The organism is Ralstonia sp. 25C (assembly GCF_051904805.1).
GTDB lineage: Bacteria > Pseudomonadota > Gammaproteobacteria > Burkholderiales > Burkholderiaceae > Ralstonia.
Genome location: NZ_CP196738.1, coordinates 303,780 through 324,956 on the forward strand (window position 1 = coordinate 303,780; position 21,177 = coordinate 324,956).

Here is a 21,177-nt window from a genome sequence, read left to right on the forward strand (position 1 = left end):
TAGGTTAAGAGAACTTAGTATGCGAGCGCGGCATCCAGGGCCTGCGGCGTTAGCAGACCGCTGGACGCATGCCGCTTGCCATCGGGGCGCAGGATGATCGTGCGCGGCATTTCGCCCTGCCAGCCGGGGTCAAGCGCGGCGCGTAGGCGCTCCGGCATGTCTTCGGCGTTGGCGTATTGCGGCACACGTGCGAGGCCGATCTTGCTGTCGCGGGCCAACGGCGCCAACGCGCGGTTCAGCATGTCGGCCTGGTCCGGGCTGTCCATCGACACCATCACCACATCCACGTTCTGCTTGGCAGAGCGCCGCCATTGCGCAATGCGCGCGATGTTCTCGCGGCAGTAGCTGCATTCCAGCGACCAGATTTCGACGATGAGCGGGCGTGCATGCGGCGTCTGCAGCAGCGCGGGCACATCGCGCGCGCGCAGCGGCTGGAATTGCAGCGCACCAGCCGCCTGCGCAGCGAATGCAGCGACGGACAGCGCCACACCCACCGCCAACGATTTCCATCGAATGTTCATTGCGATGCCTCCAATGATGGATTGGACGGACTGACATTGCCCACATCAATCAGTCGATAGCCCTCAACCTGCGTGCGCCACGACAGGTAGACATGGCCATCGCGCGCGAGCAGTTGCGGATGGTCGTTGCCGCCCTCTGTGCTCGCCAGGCTAAGGGGCGCCGCCCAGTGCGCACCGCCGTCGGTCGATTTGCGCAGCAGGATCTGCATGCGGTCGTCTGCAAACTGCTTCCACGCGAGCCACAGCGCGCCGTCGGCCGCCAGCAGCGCCGGGTGCGATGCCTGTGCACCGGCTTGTGCCGAACCAGCAAACGCCCATGCCCCGCCGATCGGTTTGCCATCGGCCGAGAGCCGGCTGTAGAACAGGCCGGGCTTGTCCTGCAGCACCGAGAACCACGCCATGTGCCGCACACCGTCGGCCGTCACCGCCAGCGCGGGGCCGTGGTGCGGGCACGCATCGACACGCCACTCCGAGAACGTCGCGCGCGTGACGGTGAGCGGCGCGTTATCGATCGGCAAAGTCACCAATGCGTGATCACGAATCTGCCCGGCAAACACGTTGCGCCATAGCGCGAGCATGTGGCCATCGGCGTCGGGCGCGAGCGCAATGCGGCAGCACTCGCAGGTCTGGTCGATGACCTTGCGCTCCGGTGCGAAGGTGGCGCCACGATCGGTCGACACGGTGTAGTACACCGCCGCGCCGTCATACGGCTGCTTAGCCGCCTGCGCGCGCAGCAGGTCACGCTTGTCGATCCAGGTGACGAAGATGCGGCCGGCGCTGTCCACAGCAATCGAATCGAAGCGGTGCGTGATCGGCTGACGGTCGTGGTGGACGGTCACCGGCGCGCTCCATGTCTTACCGCCGTCGAGCGAGCGCGAGAAGCGCACGAACCCCGTGTACGGCGCATCGAGCGGGCGCGACCAGCTGATGTACAGCGCGCCATCGTGGCTGACGATCACCTTCGGGCGATTCTCGCCGTCGGTATAGATCGGCTCGGGTTGCGGGTTCACGCGCTGCGGCTTGGAGAGCGTCTTGCCGAGGTCATCGGACGAGGCGACCACCACGTGCTGCCCTTCTGCCCACGTCACCCACAAGCGCCCCGCCTTGTCGAACGCGGCCGTCGTGGCAAGTTGCGGTTTGGCTGCAGCGGCCTTGCCTGCCATCGCGCCGTGGTCATGACCTTCGTGTGCGAGCCCGGCCGTTACCGCCAGGGCCAGCAACGCACCCACAACGAATCGAGAAATCGGGTGCATTACAGACGCCATTTCAGTTGCCCATAGAAGGTGCGCGACGGATACGGGTGGTACACGAAGTACCTCCGATCCGTCAGGTTGTCGATGCCCAGCGCCAGCGTGAAATGCTTGTCGATGCGGTAGCTGGCTTTGAGATCCACGGTGAAGAAGCTGCTGGTGCCACCGTAGACGTTGGGCAGCACGTCGATGTTGTCGAGCGTGCCGTATTGCCGCCCGGAATAGCGCACGCCCGCGCCCACCGTCCAGTCCTGCGTGGCGTGCCAGCTGGCAAACAGGTTGGCGCGCACGCGGGGCATGCGCGGCCAGGTCTTGTTGACGTAGGTCGGGTTGGCGGCGTCGGCCAGCGTCTTCGATTGTGTGAAGGCGACGTTGGCCTCGACATCCACACCGCGCACACCCGCGCCCTGCAACACGTCCTGCCCGGAATACGCCAGCTCGATGCCGCGCGTGCGCACACGGTCGACGTTCTGCACGTTCGTCACGTTGGGCGTGACCAGGATGTTGGTCTGCGTGTAGATGCTGTCGCGCACGTCGCTCTGGAAGAGGCTCGTGCGCAGGACGCCGTACGGCACGGTCTGCTCGACGGTGAAGTCGAAGTCGTTCGCGCGCTCGGGCTTGAGGTTCGGGTCGTTGTTGACGATGGTGTTGCCGCTGATCGTGCCCTGGAACAGCTCCGCCACCGTCGGGAAGCGCACCGCCCGGCCGTACGACAGGCGCAGCAGCGTGTCTTGCGTGGCCTGCCATTGAATAGCCGCCTTGGGTGAGAACGCGTCTTCGGTGCGGCTGGCATAGCCGAGCGTATTGCTGCCGTTACCCAATTGGCCGTTGTAGGCGCGCCAGTTTTCATAGCGCAGGCCCAGCGTGGCCAGCCAGCGCGGCGCAAAGGCCCACGCGTCCTGCAGGAAGACAGCCTGCGTTTGTGTATCGCCCTGGTAGCTGGACTTCAACGTAGAAAGCGATTCCGTCGACCAGTTGGTCGCGTTGAAGGTCTGGTTGCGCAGGTGGTACTGGTCGTAGTGGTAACCGGTCGTGAACGTGTGGCCCACCACCGTGGGCGACGTCGCCTTGATGTCGAAGTTGGACCAGCCCGTGCCGTCTCCGTAGAAAACCGTACCGGGGCCGCTACCCGCCGCCGTGCTGGAGGCACGCAGGATGTCGCGCGTGACGTTGTAGGCCGAGGCATTGGTGTCGATCTTCCAGCCGCCAATCTTGCCCTTCACGCCCAGGCCGTAGAGCCAGTTTTCCTGATCGCCGTTTTGCGGGGCAAACGCGTTCTGTGCAATCGTGTACGGCGTGCCGTTGATCAGCACGTTCCCGCCCGTCACGACATTGCCTGCCGCATCACGCAGGAAGCTGATCGCCTGATCGTTGAAGTGGTTCTCCCAGTGGCCAAGCGTGAGCGAGGCTTCCAGGCTGTCGCTGAAGACGTAGCCGAATCGCAGCGTTTCTTGCAACTGCTGCGTGCGCTCGAGCATCTGCGGCCCGAGAATCACGCGTGGCTGGCCGTTGGGGCCCGTGTCCTGCACCGCGCCCGTGACGGGCACCGGCGTGCCACCGGCCGTGAACCTGGAGTTGGGCGTGGCGTATTGCATCGGCTGACTATCGTTCTCTAACCGATCCACCGACAGCGCATACCAAAACTTGCCGATGCGGTCGCCCAACGATGCGCTCTCGCGGTTGCCGGTGACGTTGCGCGAGAAACCATACGCATCGCTGTAGTGCTGACTCATCACCTGCGTCTGCGCGGCGGCCTCGAAGGTCTCGGGCTTGCGCAACGTCATCGAGATCGTCGTGCCCATCGAATTGCCCGGCAGCAGCGCCGAGAACGGTCCGTACAGGATATCGACGCGCGCCAGATCATCCGGCCCGACCATCGACCAGCGCGGCGGGTAGCCGTAGCTGGAACCGAGCAGGTTCGAGAGCAGGATGCCGTCGGCGTACAGCAGGCCGCGCGCGCTTTGGATCTCGTTGAAATCGCGGCCCGCGAAGATGGAATTGCGGTCGCCAATGAAGCGGCGGCGCACCATCACGTTGGTCTGGTATTTGACGGCGTCTTCGGTGGTGACGACGTTGCGGTCGGCCAGTTGGTCGGCCGTGACGGTCTGCACGACTGCCGGCGTGTTGCGGGCGAACGGCGTGAGCGTGGCACTGGCGCGCACCACGGTGGGCGTGAGTTCTTGGGTGATGGGCGCGGTGGGCACATTGCCGGCATCGTCAGCGGCAAAGGCAGACAACGGTGCCGCCGCACTTAGCGCGAGCGCAGCACGGCACACCAGCGTGCGCCTTGGCATGGCAGCCACGGCGCGCTTGGGCGAGGACATTGGAAAGATCTCCGGATTGCGATGGCGCCGGCCACTACAGGAGCCAGACGCAAAGGCGCCGCGAGACTCACTCCCGCAGGCGCGTCAGATCGACAACAACGGAGAAGTAGGTGGCGCGCGACTCTCGGCCACGCGCAGTGCACTGCGCGCATACACCGGCGCCGGGCTGGCCGGCTGCCGCACGCGATAGACGAAATGCGCGGTCGGAACATCCAGCGCCGGCAGAGATGCCAGCGCAAACCCGGCCGCAAACCCGGGGCAGTACAGGCAGTGCGCCACGCTGTGGTGGGCGGCCGAATCGTCGGCAGCACCATCGCCTTGCAGGTCGACGGCGATCTGCACAGTGCTCCCATGCGGCGCGGTGGCGCTGCACAGCTCGACGTCGAGCATGCCCACCTGCGCTGCACGCGCAGAAGCGAGCACCGGCGACAGTACGTTCAGTACGATCGCGAGCCAGACGAGGAAGAGCCAGCGGCGATGGAGCATGGGGCGATGGAAGAATTGCGCGAGTATAGCGCTGCACAAGAGTCCACGTTTTGCCTGCGGCAAGCTGTCGCGCAAAGCGCGATTTTCTGGTAGCCGAGCCGAATTAGCCCTAATTATTGAATCGACTATAATTTATACCGACTTCCATAATCGAGTCTAAAACGAGACTGCCATGGATTCCGATACCGACACCGGCCGCTTCAACTTCCACCGCCAGGACCTCGCCAATACGCTGTGCGACAGCCTGGAGGGCAAGGGCCTGGCCGACGCGCGCTCCGGCCTGTTTCTGGCGGCACCCCGACGCACCGGCAAAAGTACGTTCCTGCGTGAAGACCTGGTGCCCGAGGTGGAGCGCCGCAAGTGGATCGCCATCTACGTGGATCTATGGGCCGACCGCGCCCGCGACCCCGGCCTGCTCATCGCCGATGCCATCAAATCGAAGCTCGCCCAGTTCGACGGGCCGATCGCCAAGCTCGCCAAACAGGCCGGCATGGAAAAGGTGGACGTGCTACGGACCTTCACCTTCAACCTCGGCAAGATCGGGCTGCCCGAGGGCATCACGCTGGCCGATGCGCTGGATGTGCTCTACAAGGCAGTCCAGCGGCCTGTCGTGCTGATCATCGACGAGGCGCAGCACGCGCTATCGACCGAAGCCGGCACCAACGCCATGTTCGCGCTCAAGGCGGCGCGCGATCAGATGAATCAAGGGGCGGCGGAGCCTCGGCTCTTCCTCGTCTTCACGGGGTCGAACCGCGACAAGCTTGCCAACCTGCTGCTCAACCGCACGCAGCCGTTCTTCGGCTCGCGGGTGACCAACTTTCCGCTGCTGGGGCGGCCGTATGTGTCGGCGTACACGGCGTGGGTCAACCAGCATCTGGCGCCCAACAACCAGTTCAAGGAAGACGATATGTTCGCTGCCTTTCAGCTGGTCGGGCACCGGCCGGAAATGCTCAAGGGCATCGTCAGCGAGATCGCGCTGGAACTGGGCGAGGCTGCCAGCCTGGGCGAGCTGCTCAAGCGCGGCGCGCAAGGCATCCGAGACCGCATCTGGGGCGAAATCGAAAGCGACTACAGCGCACTGACCGAGATCCAGCGCGCCGTGCTGGCGGTGTTGATCGAGCGTGGTGAACACGGGGGCGGCTATTCACCGTTCTCGGAAGAGTCGATGAAGGCGTATGCCGCACGCCTCGGTCACAGCGATTTTTCCACCGCCACGGTGCAGGCCGCACTCGACGCGCTGCGCGACAAGAACCTGATCTGGAAGGAATCGCGCGGCGCCTATGCGCTGGAAGACGAAAGCCTGGCGCTGTGGTTCCGCGAAACGCGGGGCGCGCATGCCGTACCACCGCGTCTGAGCCAGTAGCAAGGTGACGCCGTCGATTGCGCCCTAGTTGTCGACGACTACACTTCGCACATCAAACATAAGAAACGGGGAGCTACGTGATGGCACGGAGTCGCACCACATGGCGCGCGCTGGCGGCCGCGGTTGGCCTGCTGGCGGGCATCGGCACCGCGATGGCGCAAGATGCGCCCACCTCGACGGCGGACAACTGCCCACCGCCGGCCACCAGCTTCTACCCCAAGGACGGCTGGGCCGCCGCCGCGCAACGCGCGACCGACCACGGCCTGCTCTGGCGCATCGAGAAAGACGGCCACACCTCGTGGCTCTACGGCACCATCCACGTCGCCCGGGCCGATTGGATGCTGCCTGGCCCCATCCTGCGCGATGCGCTCAAACACAGCGACGCCATCGCGCTCGAACTCGACCTGCTCGACAAGGGCGACAGCCGCAAAGTGCTCGAAGCCGGCAGCACCAACGACGAGCGCCGCCTGCTAGCTGGTCGCCGTGGCCAACGCTTCAATAAGCTGCTTGCTACGTCATGCTTGCCCGAACCGGTGCTGGCGCAGATCCGCAAGTTCCAGCCGACCCTGCAACTCGCCTCACTGGCCGTGCTGGGCGTGCGCACCGATGGGCTCTACCCCGATTTCGGCATCGACCTGGCCCTCACCATTTACGCCAAGGACGCAAAGGTGCCGATCGTGCCGCTGGAAACCCTGAGCGAGCAGATGCGCGTGCTGAACGAAATCGTGCCGAAAAACGAAATGGCGCAGCAGTTCGACACGGTACTCGACGCCATCGAATCGGGCGAAGCGCGCACGCAGACCTTGACGCTCGCCAACGCCTGGGCCGAGAGCGACCTCGATACGCTGGAGCACTATCAGCAATGGTGCGATTGCCTCAAAACGCCATCCGACAAGCGTGCCTTCCAGCGGCTGGTCACCAACCGCAACCGCGCCATGGCGGAAAACATTGCGCGCGTGCATGACAGTGGGCAACGCGTATTCGGCGCCGTGGGCGCGCTGCATATGATCGGGCCCAAGGGCATTCCGGCCCTGCTGGCGGCGCGCGGGTTTACGGTGACGCCGGTGTTGCCGCCGGCGTCTGGGCGCTAACTCAGCCTGTGGCTTGCAGGATCTGCTGCGCGCAGGCTTCGTCGGTCACCAGACCGGTCAGCCAGCCACCGCGCAGAGCTGCGGCAATGGCACCCGCCTTGGCGATGCCACCGGCCAGGGCGATCACTGGGCGCGCTGGCATTGGCTTGAGCGGAAGGCTGGTGATACGCGTCTGCAGCGGCAAATCCAGTAGACGGCCTTGGGCATCGATCGGCCGGCCAATCAGTTCGCCGGCGGCACCGTGCGCGACCAGATCGTCCACGTCTTGCGCAGTGATAAAGCCATCGACCTGCAACGCGCACCCCGGCTCGATCGTGCCGACGCCGATGAAGGTCACATCCGCCTGCGCAGCCAGATCCGCCACCACGCCATAGAGGCGGTGCTGACACCACTGGCGCGTGTCTTCCGCGCTGTCGGCCACCAGCGGTGCGGGCAGCAGGTAGTAACGGCTGCGGGTTTTCTCGGCGGCAGCCAGCGCGACGTCGTAGCGGTTGGATGAACCATCCGCCGCAATCGCCCCGACCATCGACACGATGCGGTGCTGCGGCCGATCGAGATCGGGCAGCTGGTCGATGGCAGCGCGCAGCGTGCGGCCCGAGCCCACATTCACCACCCGCGGCGCATCCGCCAGCAGGTAGCGCTCCATCGTTTCCGCGCCGGCCACGGCAATCATGCGCTGGGCGGTTTCCGCATCGTCTGCGGCGGCCGGCACCACGTGGCAGGTCTCCAGCCGGAAGCGACTGCGTAGGCTTTCCGCTAACTCCAGACACGCTGACACTGGGTGCGTCACACGCACCTTCACCAACCCGTGCTCCACCGCATAGGCAACCAGCCGTTGGGCGATCTGGCGCGACACGCCCAACTGCTCGGCGATGTCGTGCTGCGTGTGGTTGCCCACGTAGTACAGCCACGCGGCACGGGCGGCCTGATCTCGTTTCTCTTGCTGCTTGGACACGCAGCGTCTCCTCTAGAACCTCGGCGATATGAGATCGCATCCTAGCGCGTTTTTATGTGCTTTTGCCCTCTCAACGAGCATTTGCTTGACAAGCACGAGGCCGCATCCGATTATTTGCTCACAAAACGGACAATTGCTCACATCCCGAAGCAAGTCCAGACGATGCGCCCGCATCGTCACATTCCAAAAAGGAGACGACTGCATGTTCCGCACGCTTTTGCGCGGGATGGCCCGCCCATCCCATCTACTCAAGCTGACTGTTTTCGCGGCCCTCCCCGCTTTCTCTGCCCTCTCCGCTGCCACGGCGCACGCCGCGCCCACCACGCTCACGATCGCCACGATCAACAACCCCGACATGATCGTGCTGCAGAAACTGTCGAGCCAGTTCGAGCAAGCCCATCCCGACATCAAGCTGCGCTGGGTGACGCTGGAAGAAGGCGTGCTGCGCCAGCGCGTGACGACCGACATTGCCACCGGCAGCGGCCAGTTCGATCTGATGACGATTGGCGGCTATGAAGCGCCGCTGTGGGCCAAGAAAGGCTGGCTGGCGCCGCTGGACATGCCCGCCAGCTACGACGCGGCCGACCTGCTGCCCACCGTGCGCGATGGCCTGTCGCAAAACGGCAAGCTGTACGCCGTGCCGTTCTATGCCGAGAGCTCGATGACGTACTACCGGCGCGACCTCTTCAGTGTCGCCGGCCTGAAGATGCCCGAGCAGCCGACATATGACGACATCGCCAACTTTGCCGCCAAGCTGCACGACCCGGCCAAGGGCGTTTATGGCATCTGCCTGCGCGGGCGCGCGGGCTGGGGCGAGAACATCGCCTTGGTGTTGACCATGGTCAACACGTTCGGCGGCCGCTGGTTCGACGAGAAATGGCAACCGACCATCGACACGCCGCAGTGGAAGCAGGCGGTGGGCACCTATGTCGACCTGCTGAAGAAATACGGCCCGCCGGGCGCCAGTAGCAACGGCTTCAACGAAAACCTCGTGCTGTTCTCGGGCGGCAAGTGCGGCATGTGGATCGACGCCACCGTCGCGGCCGGCATGGTCAGCAGCGCGAAGGATTCGAAGGTGGCCGACAAGGTGGGCTTTGCCAACGCGCCGATTGCTGCCACACCCAAGGGCTCGCACTGGCTGTGGATCTGGGCGCTGGCGGTGCCGAAGTCGTCGAAATCGCCGGAGGCGGCCAAGACGTTCGCCGCGTGGGCAACGTCCAAGGAATACATCCGTGCGGTTGCCAAGGCCCAAGGCTGGGGCGAGGTGCCGCCCGGCACGCGGGCATCGACGTATGACGATCCGGCTTATCAGAAGGCCGCGCCGTTCTCAAGCTTCGTGCGACACGCCATCGAGACGGCCAACCCGAACGATCCATCTGCGCAGAAGGTGCCGTACACCGGCGTGCAGTTCGTGACCATTCCGGAGTTCCAGTCGCTGGGCACGGTGGTGGGCCAGGCCATTGCCGGCGCGCTCACCGGCAAGACGACCGTGGACGATGCGCTGCGCGTTTCGCAATCGCAGGCACAGCGCGCGATGCGCCAAGGCGGTTACCTGAAGTAATGCAGCAGCGGCTGCGCCCGGAGGTTTCATGGAACACGTATTGGAGTCGCACGTGAATGGCGTGGGTGGCACGCCGTCCCCAGTGTCAGTGCCGACGCAGCGCACGCGGCGCTGGCTGCCGACGCTGTTGGTCTCGCCATCGGTGCTGGTGCTGCTGCTGTGGATGATCGTGCCGCTGGCGATGACGCTGTATTTCTCGGTCAGCCGCTACAACCTGCTGAACCCCGATCAGACCGGCTTGGCCGGGCTCGACAACTACCGCTTCCTGATCGAAGACCCGGCCTTCTGGCCGGCCATCGGCAACACGCTGGTGCTGATCGGCTCGGTGCTCGTCATCAGCGTGGTGGCGGGCACGCTGCTGGCGGTGCTGTTTGACCAGCCGTTTGCGGGGCGCGGTGTGGCACGCATTCTCGTCATCAGCCCGTTCTTTGTCATGCCGACGGTGGCGGCGCTCATCTGGAAGAACATGATGCTGCACCCCGTGTACGGCCTGGCCGCATGGGTGGCGCGCTTGTTCGGCGCGGAACCGGTGGATTGGCTCGCGGCGCATCCGATGCTCTCCGTCATCATCATCGTTGCGTGGCAGTGGACACCGTTTGCCTTCTTGATTCTGCTCACCGCCCTGCAATCGCTGGACCCGGAGCAGAAGGAAGCCGCGCAGCTCGACGGCGCGAGCCCCGTGCGTATCTTCTGGCACATCGTGCTGCCACACCTGAAGCGCGCGATTGCCGTGGTGGTGATGATCGAGACCATCTTCCTGCTCTCCATCTTTGCCGAGATCCATACGACCACCGCAGGCGGCCCCGGCACGTCCACCACCAACCTCGCCTACTTCGTCTACAGCCTTGGCCTGCAGCAGTTCGATATCGGCATTGCTTCGGCCGGCGGCATCGTGGCCGTGGTGCTGGCCAACGTCGTGGCGTTCTTCCTCGTCCGCATGCTGGCCCGCAATTTGAAGGGAGTGCACGAGCAATGAGCACACTGACTTCAACTTGGCGCACCCGGCTTGCCGGTGTGTTGGCTTGGGCGATTGCCCTGGCGCTGTTCTTCCCCATCGCGTGGGCGGCGTTGACTGCGTTCAAGACCGAGCAGGACGCCTACTCCCCAACGCTGTGGTTCACGCCCACGCTCGACAGCTTCCGCGAGGTGCTGGAGCGCGCGCACTACCCGAGCTTCCTCGGCAATTCGCTGGCGGTGTCGGTCACCTCCACGCTGTTGGCGCTGGCGATTGCCATTCCGGCTGGGTATGCGATGGCGTTCTTCCCGAACAAGCGCACACAGCAGGTGCTGCTGTGGATGCTATCGACCAAGATGATGCCGGCCGTGGGTGTGCTGCTGCCGGTGTATCTGCTGGCGAAGACGGCTGGGCTGCTGGATTCCGTCACCGCGCTGGTGATCGTCTACACGCTCGCCAACCTGCCGATTGCCGTGTGGATGGTCTTCACCTACTGCAACGACGTGCCGCGCGAAATTCTGGAAGCCGCGCGCATGGACGGCGCCAACCTCTGGCAGGAACTCGTCTACGTACTGCTGCCGACGATGCTGCCGGGGCTCGCCTCCACCGCGCTGCTCCTGCTGATCCTGTCGTGGAACGAGGCGTTCTGGAGCCTGAACCTGACCAGCATCGATGCCGCGCCGCTCACTGTGTTCATTGCGTCGTATTCGAATCCGGAGGGGTTGTTCTGGGCGAAGCTCTCCGCCGCCTCCGTGCTGGCGATTGCACCGATCCTCGTGTTGGGTTGGCTGGCGCAACGGCAGCTTGTACGCGGCCTGACGTTCGGAGCCGTGAAGTGACGATGATGCAGACCAACGAACGCGCCCCGGCCTACCTGATCTGCGATTGCGACGGCGTGCTGATCGATAGCGAATCGGTGGCGCTGCGCGCGCTGATCCGCACGCTCGGGCCGCACGTGCCGCATCTGTCGCCGGCCGCGCTTGAAGAGATGCTGGAACCGCGCCTCGGCATGAACACAATGGCGCTGTTGAGTGAACTGCAGAGCAGCATCGGCTTCACCCTGTCCGATGCGGAGTTGGCTAGCGTATTGGCCGATGTCGAGCACGACTGCGCTACGCAATCGCAGCCGGTGCCAGGCATCGCCAAACTGCTCTCCACCCTGCCGCAGCCGAAGGCCGTTGCCAGCAACAGCAGCCGCCCGCGCATTGAAGCGAGCCTGCGCCGCGCCGGTCTGCTCGACGTGTTTGGTCCGCACATCTATAGCGCCTACGAAACACCGCGGCCCAAGCCGGCACCTGATGTTTACCTCGCCGCCTGTGCGGGCCTGGGTGCCAGCCCGGCGCAATGCCTGGTCATTGAAGACAGCGACACCGGCGTGCGCGCCGCCCGAGCGGCCGGCCTGACCGTCTTCGGCTTTGCCGGCGTCGCGCATGTACCGGCCGTTGCCACACAGCGCCTGCTGGCTGCCGGCGCACGCCACGTCTTCACCGATATGCGGGCCCTGGCCGACGCGCTGACGTCGACGCTTGCCACGCCCGCCTGATCCGCATACCGCATACGCCTAAGGAGACACCTCATGGCCAGCCTAACCCTGCGCAACCTACAGAAACGCTACGAGCAAAACACCGTCCTGCACGACATCAACCTCGACATTGCCGATGGCGAATTCGTCGTGTTTGTCGGCCCCTCGGGCTGCGGCAAATCCACGCTGCTGCGCACGATTGCAGGCCTGGAAAGCATTGACGCCGGTGACCTGCTGATCGGCGACACGCGTGTGAACGATGTAGTGCCGGCCAAGCGCGGCATTGCGATGGTGTTCCAGTCGTACGCGCTGTATCCGCACATGAGCGTGTACGACAACATGGCCTTCGGCCTGAAGCTCGCGGGCATGAAGCGTGAAGCCATCGACACCGCTGTGCGCCGCGCCGCCGAGGTGCTGCACATTGATGCCCTGCTCGACCGCAAGCCGCGCCAGCTCTCGGGGGGCCAACGCCAGCGCGTCGCCATCGGCCGCGCCATCACGCGCGAGCCGAAGGTCTTCCTGTTCGACGAGCCGCTCTCCAACCTCGATGCCGCGCTGCGCGTGAAGATGCGCTTGGAGTTCGCGCGCCTGCACGACGCGCTCAAAACCACCATGATCTACGTCACGCACGATCAGGTGGAAGCGATGACGCTGGCCGACAAGATTGTCGTGCTGCGCGATGGCCGCATCGAGCAGGTCGGCTCACCGCAGGCGCTGTATCACCACCCGGCCAGCCAATTTGTGGCGGGCTTCATCGGCTCGCCCAAGATGAACTTTCTGCGCGGCACCGTCGCACGTGCCGATGCGTCGGGCGTGGACGTCGCGCTCGCGGGCGGGCAGCAGCGCGTAGCCGTATCGCCGGGCGAACTGCGTGCTGGCGATGCCGTCACGCTCGGCATTCGCCCCGAGCATCTGCATCTGGATGCGGCCGGCGCGCTGCGGGCGACGGTCACGCATATCGAATCCCTGGGCGATGTGGCATACCTGCATGCCGATTGCGATGCAGCGGCGGACGGCCTCGTGCTGCGCGTGCCGGAATCGACCAAGCTCGCCCACGGCAGCGCCATCACACTGGCTGCGGATGCCAGCCACTGCCACCTGTTCGACGCCGAGGGTCGCGCGCTGCCGCGCCTGCAAGCCCAACTGGCCGCCTGACGCCCCACCGCTATTCCTATGCCTTTCGCCAACGCTTCTTCTACCTGGCTGCACCTGGGCGCCGGCTCGTTCCATCGCGCGCACCAGGCGTGGTATCTGCACCGCCTGCGCGAGGCTGCCGACACGTCTTGGCCGCAGTGGCAATTGGCGCTGGCCAACATTCGCGACGATGCGGCTGCGCTGCTGCATGACCTCGCTGCCCAGCACGGTGCCTACACGCTGGAAACTGTCGACACCGCCGGCCATCGTGCTTATGAGCGCATCACGTCCATCGACACCGTGGTCCCATGGGATGCCGAACTCGCTGCCGTGTGCGAAATCGGGGCCGCGCCCGAGACGCGAGTGATCTCCTTCACGGTCACAGAAGGCGGCTACTACCTCGACCAACAACATCAGCTCGACACCACGCAGCCCGACATTGCCGCCGACCTGCGCGGCGGTACCGGCACGCTCTACGGCGCGCTGGCCCGCCTGCTGCGTTTGCGCGTGCAGCGCGGCGGTGCACCCGTCACGCTGCTCAACTGCGACAACCTGCGCCACAACGGCGAGCGCTTCCGCAGCGGCCTGCGCCAGTTCCTCACGCTGCGCGGTGATGCGGACCTCGTCGCATGGCTCGACGCACACGCCAGCACGCCCAACACCATGGTCGACCGCATCACCCCGCGCCCGACCGACACCCTGCGCGAGCGCGTCACCGCACAGACGGGCTGGCAAGATCGCTGCCCCGTGATGGCCGAGACCTTTGCGCAATGGGTGGTAGAAGACGACTTCCGCGCCGGCCGCCCCGTACTGGAACGCGTGGGCGTGGAGTTCGTCACCTCGGTGCTGCCGTATGAGGAGGCGAAGATCCGCGTGCTCAACGCCAGCCATAGCTGCATCGCCTGGGCCGGCACGCTGCTGGGGTTGCACACGATCGACGAGAGCATCGCCGTGCCGTCCATCTACCGCATGGCGCGGGACTACGTAACGGATGACGTCATGCCGTGCCTCTCTCCGAGTCCGCTTGACTTGGCAGCCTACCGCGACACCGTGCTCGACCGCTTCGCCAATCCGTACATCGGCGACACCAACCAGCGTGTGGCGGCCGACGGCTTTTCGAAGATCCCCGGCTTCATCACGCCCACGTTGGTGGAGTCGTTCGCGCGCGGCCATGTGCCGCTTGCCACGGCGATGCTGCCGGCGCTGTTCTTCGTGTTTCTGGAACGCTGGAGGGCGGGCACGTTGCCGTATGCCTATCAGGATGGGCAGTTCGATCCCGCCGCCGCACGGGCCATGCTTGATGCGGAAGACTCAATCGCCGTGTACTGCCAGAACGCCGCCTTGTGGGGCAGCTTGGCCGGCACTGAAGCGCTCACGGGCCTCGTTCGCAACGCCGTCGAGCGCGTACGGGCCTGGCTTGCCATCGAGCACGCCACCACAGCGGATTGACCCACCGTATGACCTCGCTTTGATTCGCGCGACAATCCCGGCTTGAGCGCAACTCACCCCGGCGGCCCCCATGTACCTCGGTATCGATCTCGGCACCTCGGAAGTCAAAGTGCTGCTGCTGGACGCAGCGGGCGCCATCGTCGGCACAGCAGGCCAGCCGCTATCCGTGTCGCGGCCGCACCCGGGCTGGGCGGAGCAGTCTCCCGATGACTGGTGGCAGGCCACATGTGCGGCCGTCGCCAAACTGCGCGACGCGACGCCCAAGGCCTTTGCCGCGACACGCGCCATCGGCCTGTCGGGCCAGATGCACGGCGCGGTGCTGCTCGATGCGCGCAACCGCGTGCTGCGCCCCGCCATGCTGTGGAACGACACCCGTAGCACCGCCGAATGCATCGAGCTGACACGCCGTGTGCCCAACTTGCACGCCATCGCCGGCAACCTGGCCATGCCCGGATTCACCGCGCCGAAACTGCTGTGGAGCGCGCGCCATGAGCCCGATGTATTCAACGCCATCGATTGCGTGCTGCTGCCCAAGGACACCCTGCGCCTGCGCCTGACCGGCGAGCGTGCGTCCGACCCATCGGATGCTGGCGGCACGCTGTGGCTGGACGTGGCGCAGCGCGCGTGGTCTGACGAACTGCTCGCCGCGACGGGGCTGTCGCGCCGGCACATGCCGCGCCTCGTGGAAGGCAGCGCCGCCAGCGGCACGCTGCTGCCCGACGTGGCCGATGCGTGGGGATTGGCGCGTACCGTCATCGTGGCCGGCGGCGGTGGCGATGGCGCTGCCAGCGCCGTGGGGATTGGCGCGACGCAGCCGGGCGATGGTTTCCTGTCGCTGGGCACCTCGGGCGTGATCTTCGTGGTCAGTGACCGGTTCCGCCCCAACCCTGCACAGGCCGTGCATGCGTTCTGCCACGCGCTGCCGGAGCGCTGGCATCAGATGAGCGTGATGCTCTCCGCCGCGAGCTGCCTGCGCTGGTTCTGCCGGCTGACGAGCGTGCCTGAAGCCACGCTGCTCGACGAGATTGCCGCGCTGCCAGAATCCGCGCGTGAATCGGCACCGATCTTCCTGCCCTATCTTTCCGGCGAGCGCACGCCGCACAACGATCCGCTGGCGCACGGCCACTTCCATAACCTCTCGCACGCCAATGACCGCGCGGCACTCGGCTATGCCGTCATCGAAGGCGTAGCCTTCGGCATGGCCGACGGGCTGGATGCACTGCTCGCGGCAGGCACGCAGGTGGCGTCGCTGTCGTTTGTGGGCGGTGGCTCGCGCAGCCCGTTCTGGGCGCAATTGCTGGCCGACGTGCTCAACACGGAATTGACCACGCACGTCGGCAGCGAAGCCGGCGGCGCGCTCGGCGCAGCACGCCTGGGTTGGATGGCCGATGGCGGCGTTGAAGCCACCGTCTGCGCCAAGCCGCCCGTGCTGGCCACGTACCGGCCTGATGCCGCCCGCCACGCACGCCTTGCCGAACGGCTGTCGATGTTCCGCGCGCTGTACCGGCGCGCGTCGCCTTTGTCCACGGCACCGTCCACCCTATCTGCTGATCTGCCCCTGCCCGCATGACCACTCCGTTGCCCCTGCCTCGCCTCGTCGTCTTTGGTGAGGCGCTGACCGACTTCCTGCACCAGGGCAACGGCCAGTGGCTCGCCCGGCCGGGTGGCGCATGCTGGAACGTGGCGCGCGTGGCGGCGCGACTGGGTGCGCCCACGGGCTATGCGGGCGCGATCAGCAACGACGTCTTCGGCGATGCGCTCTTCGCCGATTCACAGGCAGCCGGGCTGGACTTGCGTTTCTTGCAGCGTGTGGACCGTTCCCCATTGCTGGCGATGGTGACGTCCACGCAGCCGCCGCATTACTTCTTTGTCGGCGATGACAGTGCCGACCTGCATTTCGACGCACGGGCGCTGCCCGAAGGTTGGCAAACCACCGTGGAGATCGCCCACTTCGGCTGCATCAGCCTGGCACGTGAGCCGCTTGCCAGCCGGTTGGTCGCACTGGCCGAAGCGCTGGCGATACAAGGCACCCGCATCACCTTCGACCCGAACTGGCGCGTAGCGATGGAGGCGCCTCACTACACACCGCTGTTCCGGCGCATGGCGGCCATCGCATCCGTCATCAAGGTGTCGGATGAAGACCTGCGCCATCTGTTTCCGGATGACACCGATCCGCTCACGACGTTGCGCGCACACGCCCCGCAAGCCGAAATTCTGCTCACACTCGGGGCGGCCGGTATGCAATGGCTGCACGGCGATCGTCGCATCGCACAACCCGCGTTCCTGGTGCCCGTGGTCGACACGGTCGGTTGCGGCGATGCGGCCATGGGCGGCTGGCTGGCCAGCCTGCTGCAAGCACCCAATGCCCCCGCCCAAACGCATCTGCGTCAGGCGGCCGCTGCCGCTGCGCTGACGGCCTCGCACCCTGGCGCGTATGCTGGCACGCGGGCTGAGGTGGAAGCGCTCGTTGCGCTAACGAACGTCATCGCTTGACGGCAGGCGGTCGTGCCACAATCGGCGCCTCGCTTTTGACCGCTTGCGCACCGTATGTTGGACTTCCTTCGTATCGCCTTGCTCTTTGCCGTCACCGCCGTGGCGGAAATCGTCGGCTGCTACCTACCGTGGCTGGTGCTGCGGCAGGGTAAATCCGGCTGGTTGTTGCTTCCGGCAGCGGCCTCGCTGGCGTTGTTTGCGTGGCTGCTGACGTTGCACCCGACTGCCGCTGGCCGCACCTATGCGGCTTACGGCGGCATGTACATTGCCGTCGCCTTGGTCTGGCTGCGGCTGGTGGATGGCATCACGCTCACGCGCTGGGACATCGGCGGCGCCGCCATCGCCTTGGTGGGGATGGCCGTCATCGCATTGCAGCCCCAGGCAAATTGATCGATCGCGCACGGTGTTTACGCTTTTCTGAGCGAAACGGAACCCTAAGCCTGCGCAACGATCCGATGGTGGATCATTGCAGCCTGTGACCGCACTGCAACCGGTCGCCACCCTTTCAATCTTTTTCTGTCGATGGAGGCCTGACATGGCTGCCGCAACTCTCAAACACTTCGTCGTGGCATCGGCCTTGATGTCCGCGGCCATGACCGCGTCCGCGCTGACGACAGCGTCGGCTACGTATTCCGATCAGGAACTCCAGGCCATGCTGGCGCGCAGCCAATCCGCACAACCGTCGATCCAACAGCCAGCCCAACGGTCAACCCAACAATCGCCCCAGCAGGCACCGGAAGCCGAACTGTCCTCGCACAAGACGCTGAGCATCGGCGTAAGCGATCCGGGCACGAAGCTCATCCTGCCGTGGTTCGTGGCCGATCTGGTCAACGCTGTCAATCAACGCACCTCGCCGCAAGACTTCGCGAAGACGCTGCGCGACGGCATCTGATAGCGCCCTACCCGCACGCAGGCAATAGCGCCCCCCTCACATCACGGCATCGACCGGCGCCACGCCGCTGTCGATGCCGGTGACGAGCCACCTGCCCCGGCTTTCCGTCATACCGTACTCCAGTCGTACGCTGCACAAGCAAACACGCCGCGCACCAATATCGGGCATTCGTGCGTTCAATCCCGCTCAATAGAGATTGCAATAATCCATCTATCGCGATAATAAAAACATCATGCAAATCGCTTTTGGATGGCATATCTGCGAAACACCATATCGTTATCACTCGGATTCGCATGGAAAATTTTCCGTGTAATTTTCCGTAAACATCGGTTTCGCATCAAAATTACAAAGGCAGAAATTCGAAGTGGCACTCCATTGACAGTGCGCATTTTGCTTCTATGATTCAACCACTCTTTTTGACGCCGACCTGATGGCGACTCTCTAGCCGACCACCCAAAAGGTGCGCAAATCGGCCACAGTCAAGCCGTCCATGGCCCGACAACGATCCTGATCCGGGAGACAGCATGTTGTCTGCAAGCTTGCAAGAATGCGATAGAGATAGAACGAACGCATTACCGGGATGCATCACCAATAGCGATTTGAAGCCCACGGTCGATCCGACGATCTCCAAGCCGCCACCCTCTGGCGGTCATGCTTTGCCTTAGCGCCTTTCTGCGCAGCTTGGGCACCCCTTTCTCAAATACCCAAGTTTGCGCAAAGCCCCACCGCTAACGCGTCGATCTCATTTAGAAGACTTCCGGCAATTCTTTTCCGCACGCTTTGATGGACGGCGTGAAATCCCATGGATTTCGCCGATGCATTCACGCGTGCATTTTTTGCCTATTTTCTGATGGCTTCCCCGCCAAGCGGCTTTTTTGTTCGTATCTCATCAAACACAGGGATGCAAATGAAACCAAACCGTAGTTTCGGTGGCAATCACCGTGGCCGCTCTCCTGCGTTAGGACGGCTTGTTGGCGTCGGCGCGTTGCTTGTCGGGATATCACTCGTCTCGGCATGCGGGGGCGATGACGGCGGCTCCGTGGCATCCACGGCCAGCGCGAGCCCCACCGCTGACGTGAGCGCAAAATCCGCACAGACCAACCAGCCTTACGTCGACCCGGTCGCGTATTCGTCCAACGCGGGGGATAGCCTGGCGCTGTCGCAGGTGTCGGAAAAGGCGGCGGTCATGCATTACCAATGGACGGCCGGCGCCACCCCGGTGAACTACACCACCACGACCGGCCACCTGACGGCATCCGATGCCAACGGCAACCCCGAGGCGACGATGTCGTATGTCGCGTACACCGTGCCCAGCAGCAACGGGCAGGCGCGCCCCGTCACCTTCTTCTATAACGGTGGGCCGGGTTCGTCATCGATCTGGCTGCGCCTGGGGTCGTTCGCGCCCACGCGTGTCGCAACGCCCGACCCGCTGCTGACCAACTGGCCCAACTATTCGCTCGTCGACAACGCCGAGAGCCTAATCGACTCCACGGACATGGTGTTCATCGATCCGCCGGGAACGGGCCTGTCCGAAGCGATTGCGCCGAACACCAACAGCTCGTTCTGGGGCAGCGACGTCGACGTCAACGTCATGCGCGATTTCATCCAGCGCTATCTGACCGTCAACGGCCGCAGCAACTCGCCAATCTATCTGTACGGCGAGTCCTACGGCACGCCGCGCACCGACATGCTGGCGCTGGCGCTAGAAACGGCGGGCGTGCACCTCACCGGCATCGTGCTGCAGTCATCCATCCTCAATTACTTTGCGGATGCGGTAGAAGCCACCGCGATTGAGAACTCCACCGCCGGGCTCAAGCTTGCAACCGACACGGTGGCGGGCTACTTCCCGGGGTATGCGGCGGTGGCGTCGTATTTCAACCAAGTCTCGCCGGCCCAGCCCAACCAGGCTGCGTATGCGCTGCAATCTGAGCAGTTCGTCACGAACAAGTACAGCCAGCTCAAGACGTACGCGCAATCCTGGGCGCTCAGCCAACTCGGTTCGCCCAACGCGCTCGGCACGCCAAAGTTCCCATCCAGGTCCACCCTGGCGTCGTGGGAAGCGCCCTCAAGCCTGACGCTGCAGGCCTTGCAGGGCTACTTCAACAAGAATCCGTTCAACACGTCGCTGTTGCCCAGCACAACGATCGGGCGGTACGACGGTCGTGTCTCGCTGCCGAATTCGGATTCCCGCCTGGCGACCGATTCGGACCCGTCGGACATTCTGATCTCGCAGCCTTTCACCACCGCGTTGCAGACGCAGATGCCGAACTACCTGGGCTATACGGCGCCCAATGCGACCTACGCGCCGCTGAACGACAACATCATCAGCAACTGGGATTTCTCGCACGACGGTCAGCCGCTGCCGGACACCCTGCCTGACCTGCTGGCCGCGATCCAGATGAACCCGCAGTTGAAGGTGCTGGCGTCCAACGGCTACCACGATCTCGCCACGCCGTTCTTCAACACCGAGAAGCAACTGGCGCGTCTGCAGACCGTGCAGGGCCTGAACCCGAACCTGCAGGTCACCTTCTACCAGGGCGGACACATGATCTACCTGGATGACGTGGCCCGCCCGCAGATGAAGCGCGATCTGGTGGCGTATTTCAAGGGCCAGTCCATTCCGTCCGCGCTGACGCTGGCGAAGCTGCCCGCGCCATGGGCCGACGAGAACCCCGCTGACACGCCAACGCTGACCGCCGCCGCAAGCTCGGCGCCTAAACTTTGATGGAAGGAGCGATGATCATGTCCCCTCTCAATATCCTGCGGCGCGTGCTGCCGGCCCTGCTTGTGGGGTTGGTGATCGGTCAGGCCCACGCGGCGCCCACCACCCAATCCGTCGCGCCTATCACGTTACCCAAGGGCGGCCATGGCGTGGATGGCCCGTTCTTCCCCACCAACCGGCCTCTGCCCGTTGCGCCCACCACCGGCGTGCAACTGCAACAGGAAGCGCAGCAACGCTTAACCAAACGGCTGAGCGCCAACGCAACGCTCGGTGCCGGCGGCGCGATCACCAAAGCGCAGGCCCAGGCCAGCGGCCTCGGCTACGTGGCCAAGCACTTCGACCAGATCGACGCGGCACACTCCGGCCAGGTCACGCTGGACGATGTGCAGCGCTATGTGCAGCAGCGCCACTAAGTGCGTCTGACGCAGCACGGGTCTGAGCGTGCGGCAAACCGGTGAT

20 protein-coding genes are annotated in these 21,177 nt (G+C 64.7%); 14 read left to right on the top strand and 6 right to left on the bottom strand.

Going from position 1 to position 21,177, the window contains the following annotated elements; translation table 11 throughout:
- Window positions 1–14 precede the first annotated feature (14 nt).
- The 4 genes from ACS7SF_RS19830 to ACS7SF_RS19845 form a co-directional block, all read right to left on the bottom strand.
- Window positions 15–521 carry a hypothetical protein gene (locus ACS7SF_RS19830; RefSeq protein ID WP_439893853.1) on the bottom strand — a complete coding sequence of 169 codons (507 nt, stop codon included), beginning with the start codon at window positions 519–521 and terminating at the stop codon, window positions 15–17.
- Window positions 518–1,774 (bottom strand): sialidase family protein, encoded by a 1,257-nt coding sequence (locus ACS7SF_RS19835; protein ID WP_439893854.1) that lies wholly within the window; start codon window positions 1,772–1,774, stop codon window positions 518–520. Before ACS7SF_RS19835 ends, ACS7SF_RS19830 begins: the two co-directional genes overlap by 4 nt.
- The gene (locus ACS7SF_RS19840) at window positions 1,774–4,095 is read right to left on the bottom strand and encodes a TonB-dependent receptor (protein WP_439893855.1); all 2,322 of its coding nucleotides are present in this window, start codon (window positions 4,093–4,095) and stop codon (window positions 1,774–1,776) included. The genes ACS7SF_RS19835 and ACS7SF_RS19840 overlap by 1 nt, the downstream gene beginning before the upstream one ends.
- A gap of 84 nt (window positions 4,096–4,179) precedes the next feature.
- Complete coding sequence (locus ACS7SF_RS19845; RefSeq protein ID WP_439893856.1) at window positions 4,180–4,581, bottom strand: DUF2946 domain-containing protein; 402 nt, start codon at window positions 4,579–4,581, stop codon at window positions 4,180–4,182.
- Between the two features lie 172 nt (window positions 4,582–4,753).
- Between ACS7SF_RS19845 and ACS7SF_RS19850 the strand changes: the two genes are divergently transcribed.
- Both ACS7SF_RS19850 and ACS7SF_RS19855 read left to right on the top strand, forming a co-directional pair.
- On the top strand, window positions 4,754–5,944 hold the full coding sequence (locus ACS7SF_RS19850) for a hypothetical protein (RefSeq protein WP_439893857.1): 1,191 nt from the start codon (window positions 4,754–4,756) through the stop codon (window positions 5,942–5,944).
- 80 nt (window positions 5,945–6,024) lie between these two features.
- A complete protein-coding gene (locus ACS7SF_RS19855; RefSeq protein WP_439893858.1) occupies window positions 6,025–7,035 on the top strand; it encodes a TraB/GumN family protein in 1,011 nt (336 codons plus the stop codon).
- Window position 7,036: 1 nt separating this feature from the next.
- On the opposite strand, the gene ACS7SF_RS19860 is transcribed toward ACS7SF_RS19855, so the two are convergent.
- Window positions 7,037–7,990: a sugar-binding transcriptional regulator gene (locus ACS7SF_RS19860; RefSeq protein WP_439893859.1), complete on the bottom strand. Its 954-nt coding sequence runs from the start codon at window positions 7,988–7,990 to the stop codon at window positions 7,037–7,039.
- A gap of 226 nt (window positions 7,991–8,216) precedes the next feature.
- On the opposite strand from ACS7SF_RS19860, the gene ACS7SF_RS19865 reads away from it, so the two are divergent.
- The 10 genes from ACS7SF_RS19865 (at window position 8,217) to ACS7SF_RS19910 (ending at window position 17,996) form a co-directional block, all read left to right on the top strand.
- Entirely contained in the window at window positions 8,217–9,551 is a 1,335-nt protein-coding gene (locus tag ACS7SF_RS19865; RefSeq protein WP_439894431.1) for an ABC transporter substrate-binding protein, read from the top strand.
- Window positions 9,552–9,579: 28 nt separating this feature from the next.
- Entirely contained in the window at window positions 9,580–10,527 is a 948-nt protein-coding gene (locus tag ACS7SF_RS19870) for a carbohydrate ABC transporter permease (RefSeq protein WP_439893860.1), read from the top strand.
- Window positions 10,524–11,345 carry a carbohydrate ABC transporter permease gene (locus ACS7SF_RS19875; protein ID WP_439893861.1) on the top strand — a complete coding sequence of 274 codons (822 nt, stop codon included), beginning with the start codon at window positions 10,524–10,526 and terminating at the stop codon, window positions 11,343–11,345. The genes ACS7SF_RS19870 and ACS7SF_RS19875 overlap by 4 nt, the downstream gene beginning before the upstream one ends.
- Window positions 11,346–11,347: 2 nt before the next feature.
- Window positions 11,348–12,049, top strand: a complete 702-nt coding sequence (locus ACS7SF_RS19880) for an HAD family hydrolase (protein ID WP_439894432.1) — start codon at window positions 11,348–11,350, stop codon at window positions 12,047–12,049.
- Between the two features lie 33 nt (window positions 12,050–12,082).
- Window positions 12,083–13,183, top strand: coding sequence for an ABC transporter ATP-binding protein (locus tag ACS7SF_RS19885; RefSeq protein WP_439893862.1), 1,101 nt, complete (start codon window positions 12,083–12,085; stop codon window positions 13,181–13,183).
- A gap of 18 nt (window positions 13,184–13,201) precedes the next feature.
- Window positions 13,202–14,611 (top strand): D-arabinitol 4-dehydrogenase, encoded by a 1,410-nt coding sequence (gene dalD / locus ACS7SF_RS19890; RefSeq protein ID WP_439893863.1) that lies wholly within the window; start codon window positions 13,202–13,204, stop codon window positions 14,609–14,611.
- Between the two features lie 70 nt (window positions 14,612–14,681).
- Window positions 14,682–16,181 carry a xylulokinase gene (xylB, locus tag ACS7SF_RS19895; protein WP_439893864.1) on the top strand — a complete coding sequence of 500 codons (1,500 nt, stop codon included), beginning with the start codon at window positions 14,682–14,684 and terminating at the stop codon, window positions 16,179–16,181.
- Window positions 16,178–17,104, top strand: coding sequence for a carbohydrate kinase family protein (locus tag ACS7SF_RS19900; RefSeq protein ID WP_439893865.1), 927 nt, complete (start codon window positions 16,178–16,180; stop codon window positions 17,102–17,104). Before xylB ends, ACS7SF_RS19900 begins: the two co-directional genes overlap by 4 nt.
- Window positions 17,105–17,161: 57 nt before the next feature.
- Entirely contained in the window at window positions 17,162–17,494 is a 333-nt protein-coding gene (locus tag ACS7SF_RS19905) for a YnfA family protein (protein ID WP_439894433.1), read from the top strand.
- A gap of 145 nt (window positions 17,495–17,639) precedes the next feature.
- Window positions 17,640–17,996, top strand: a complete 357-nt coding sequence (locus ACS7SF_RS19910; RefSeq protein ID WP_439893866.1) for a hypothetical protein — start codon at window positions 17,640–17,642, stop codon at window positions 17,994–17,996.
- Between the two features lie 36 nt (window positions 17,997–18,032).
- On the opposite strand, the gene ACS7SF_RS19915 is transcribed toward ACS7SF_RS19910, so the two are convergent.
- Complete coding sequence (locus ACS7SF_RS19915; RefSeq protein WP_439893867.1) at window positions 18,033–18,164, bottom strand: hypothetical protein; 132 nt, start codon at window positions 18,162–18,164, stop codon at window positions 18,033–18,035.
- Between the two features lie 739 nt (window positions 18,165–18,903).
- Between ACS7SF_RS19915 and ACS7SF_RS19920 the strand changes: the two genes are divergently transcribed.
- The gene (locus ACS7SF_RS19920) at window positions 18,904–20,721 is read left to right on the top strand and encodes a S10 family serine carboxypeptidase-like protein (RefSeq protein WP_439893868.1); all 1,818 of its coding nucleotides are present in this window, start codon (window positions 18,904–18,906) and stop codon (window positions 20,719–20,721) included.
- A gap of 11 nt (window positions 20,722–20,732) precedes the next feature.
- Complete coding sequence (locus ACS7SF_RS19925; protein WP_439893869.1) at window positions 20,733–21,131, top strand: 2-oxoglutarate dehydrogenase; 399 nt, start codon at window positions 20,733–20,735, stop codon at window positions 21,129–21,131.
- Window positions 21,132–21,177 lie beyond the last annotated feature (46 nt).

Coding starts and splice junctions, on each gene's coding strand:
- ACS7SF_RS19880 (WP_439894432.1), top strand. CDS start 11,348: ATGATGCAGACCAACGAACGCGCCCCGGCCTACCTGATCTGCGATTGC.
- ACS7SF_RS19875 (WP_439893861.1), top strand. CDS start 10,524: ATGAGCACACTGACTTCAACTTGGCGCACCCGGCTTGCCGGTGTGTTG.
- ACS7SF_RS19870 (WP_439893860.1), top strand. CDS start 9,580: ATGGAACACGTATTGGAGTCGCACGTGAATGGCGTGGGTGGCACGCCG.
- ACS7SF_RS19915 (WP_439893867.1), bottom strand. CDS start 18,164: ATGCCCGATATTGGTGCGCGGCGTGTTTGCTTGTGCAGCGTACGACTG.
- ACS7SF_RS19925 (WP_439893869.1), top strand. CDS start 20,733: ATGATCATGTCCCCTCTCAATATCCTGCGGCGCGTGCTGCCGGCCCTG.
- ACS7SF_RS19840 (WP_439893855.1), bottom strand. CDS start 4,095: ATGTCCTCGCCCAAGCGCGCCGTGGCTGCCATGCCAAGGCGCACGCTG.
- dalD (WP_439893863.1), top strand. CDS start 13,202: ATGCCTTTCGCCAACGCTTCTTCTACCTGGCTGCACCTGGGCGCCGGC.
- ACS7SF_RS19855 (WP_439893858.1), top strand. CDS start 6,025: ATGGCACGGAGTCGCACCACATGGCGCGCGCTGGCGGCCGCGGTTGGC.
- xylB (WP_439893864.1), top strand. CDS start 14,682: ATGTACCTCGGTATCGATCTCGGCACCTCGGAAGTCAAAGTGCTGCTG.
- ACS7SF_RS19865 (WP_439894431.1), top strand. CDS start 8,217: ATGGCCCGCCCATCCCATCTACTCAAGCTGACTGTTTTCGCGGCCCTC.
- ACS7SF_RS19835 (WP_439893854.1), bottom strand. CDS start 1,774: ATGCACCCGATTTCTCGATTCGTTGTGGGTGCGTTGCTGGCCCTGGCG.
- ACS7SF_RS19920 (WP_439893868.1), top strand. CDS start 18,904: ATGAAACCAAACCGTAGTTTCGGTGGCAATCACCGTGGCCGCTCTCCT.
- ACS7SF_RS19910 (WP_439893866.1), top strand. CDS start 17,640: ATGGCTGCCGCAACTCTCAAACACTTCGTCGTGGCATCGGCCTTGATG.
- ACS7SF_RS19885 (WP_439893862.1), top strand. CDS start 12,083: ATGGCCAGCCTAACCCTGCGCAACCTACAGAAACGCTACGAGCAAAAC.
- ACS7SF_RS19900 (WP_439893865.1), top strand. CDS start 16,178: ATGACCACTCCGTTGCCCCTGCCTCGCCTCGTCGTCTTTGGTGAGGCG.
- ACS7SF_RS19830 (WP_439893853.1), bottom strand. CDS start 521: ATGAACATTCGATGGAAATCGTTGGCGGTGGGTGTGGCGCTGTCCGTC.
- ACS7SF_RS19850 (WP_439893857.1), top strand. CDS start 4,754: ATGGATTCCGATACCGACACCGGCCGCTTCAACTTCCACCGCCAGGAC.
- ACS7SF_RS19845 (WP_439893856.1), bottom strand. CDS start 4,581: ATGCTCCATCGCCGCTGGCTCTTCCTCGTCTGGCTCGCGATCGTACTG.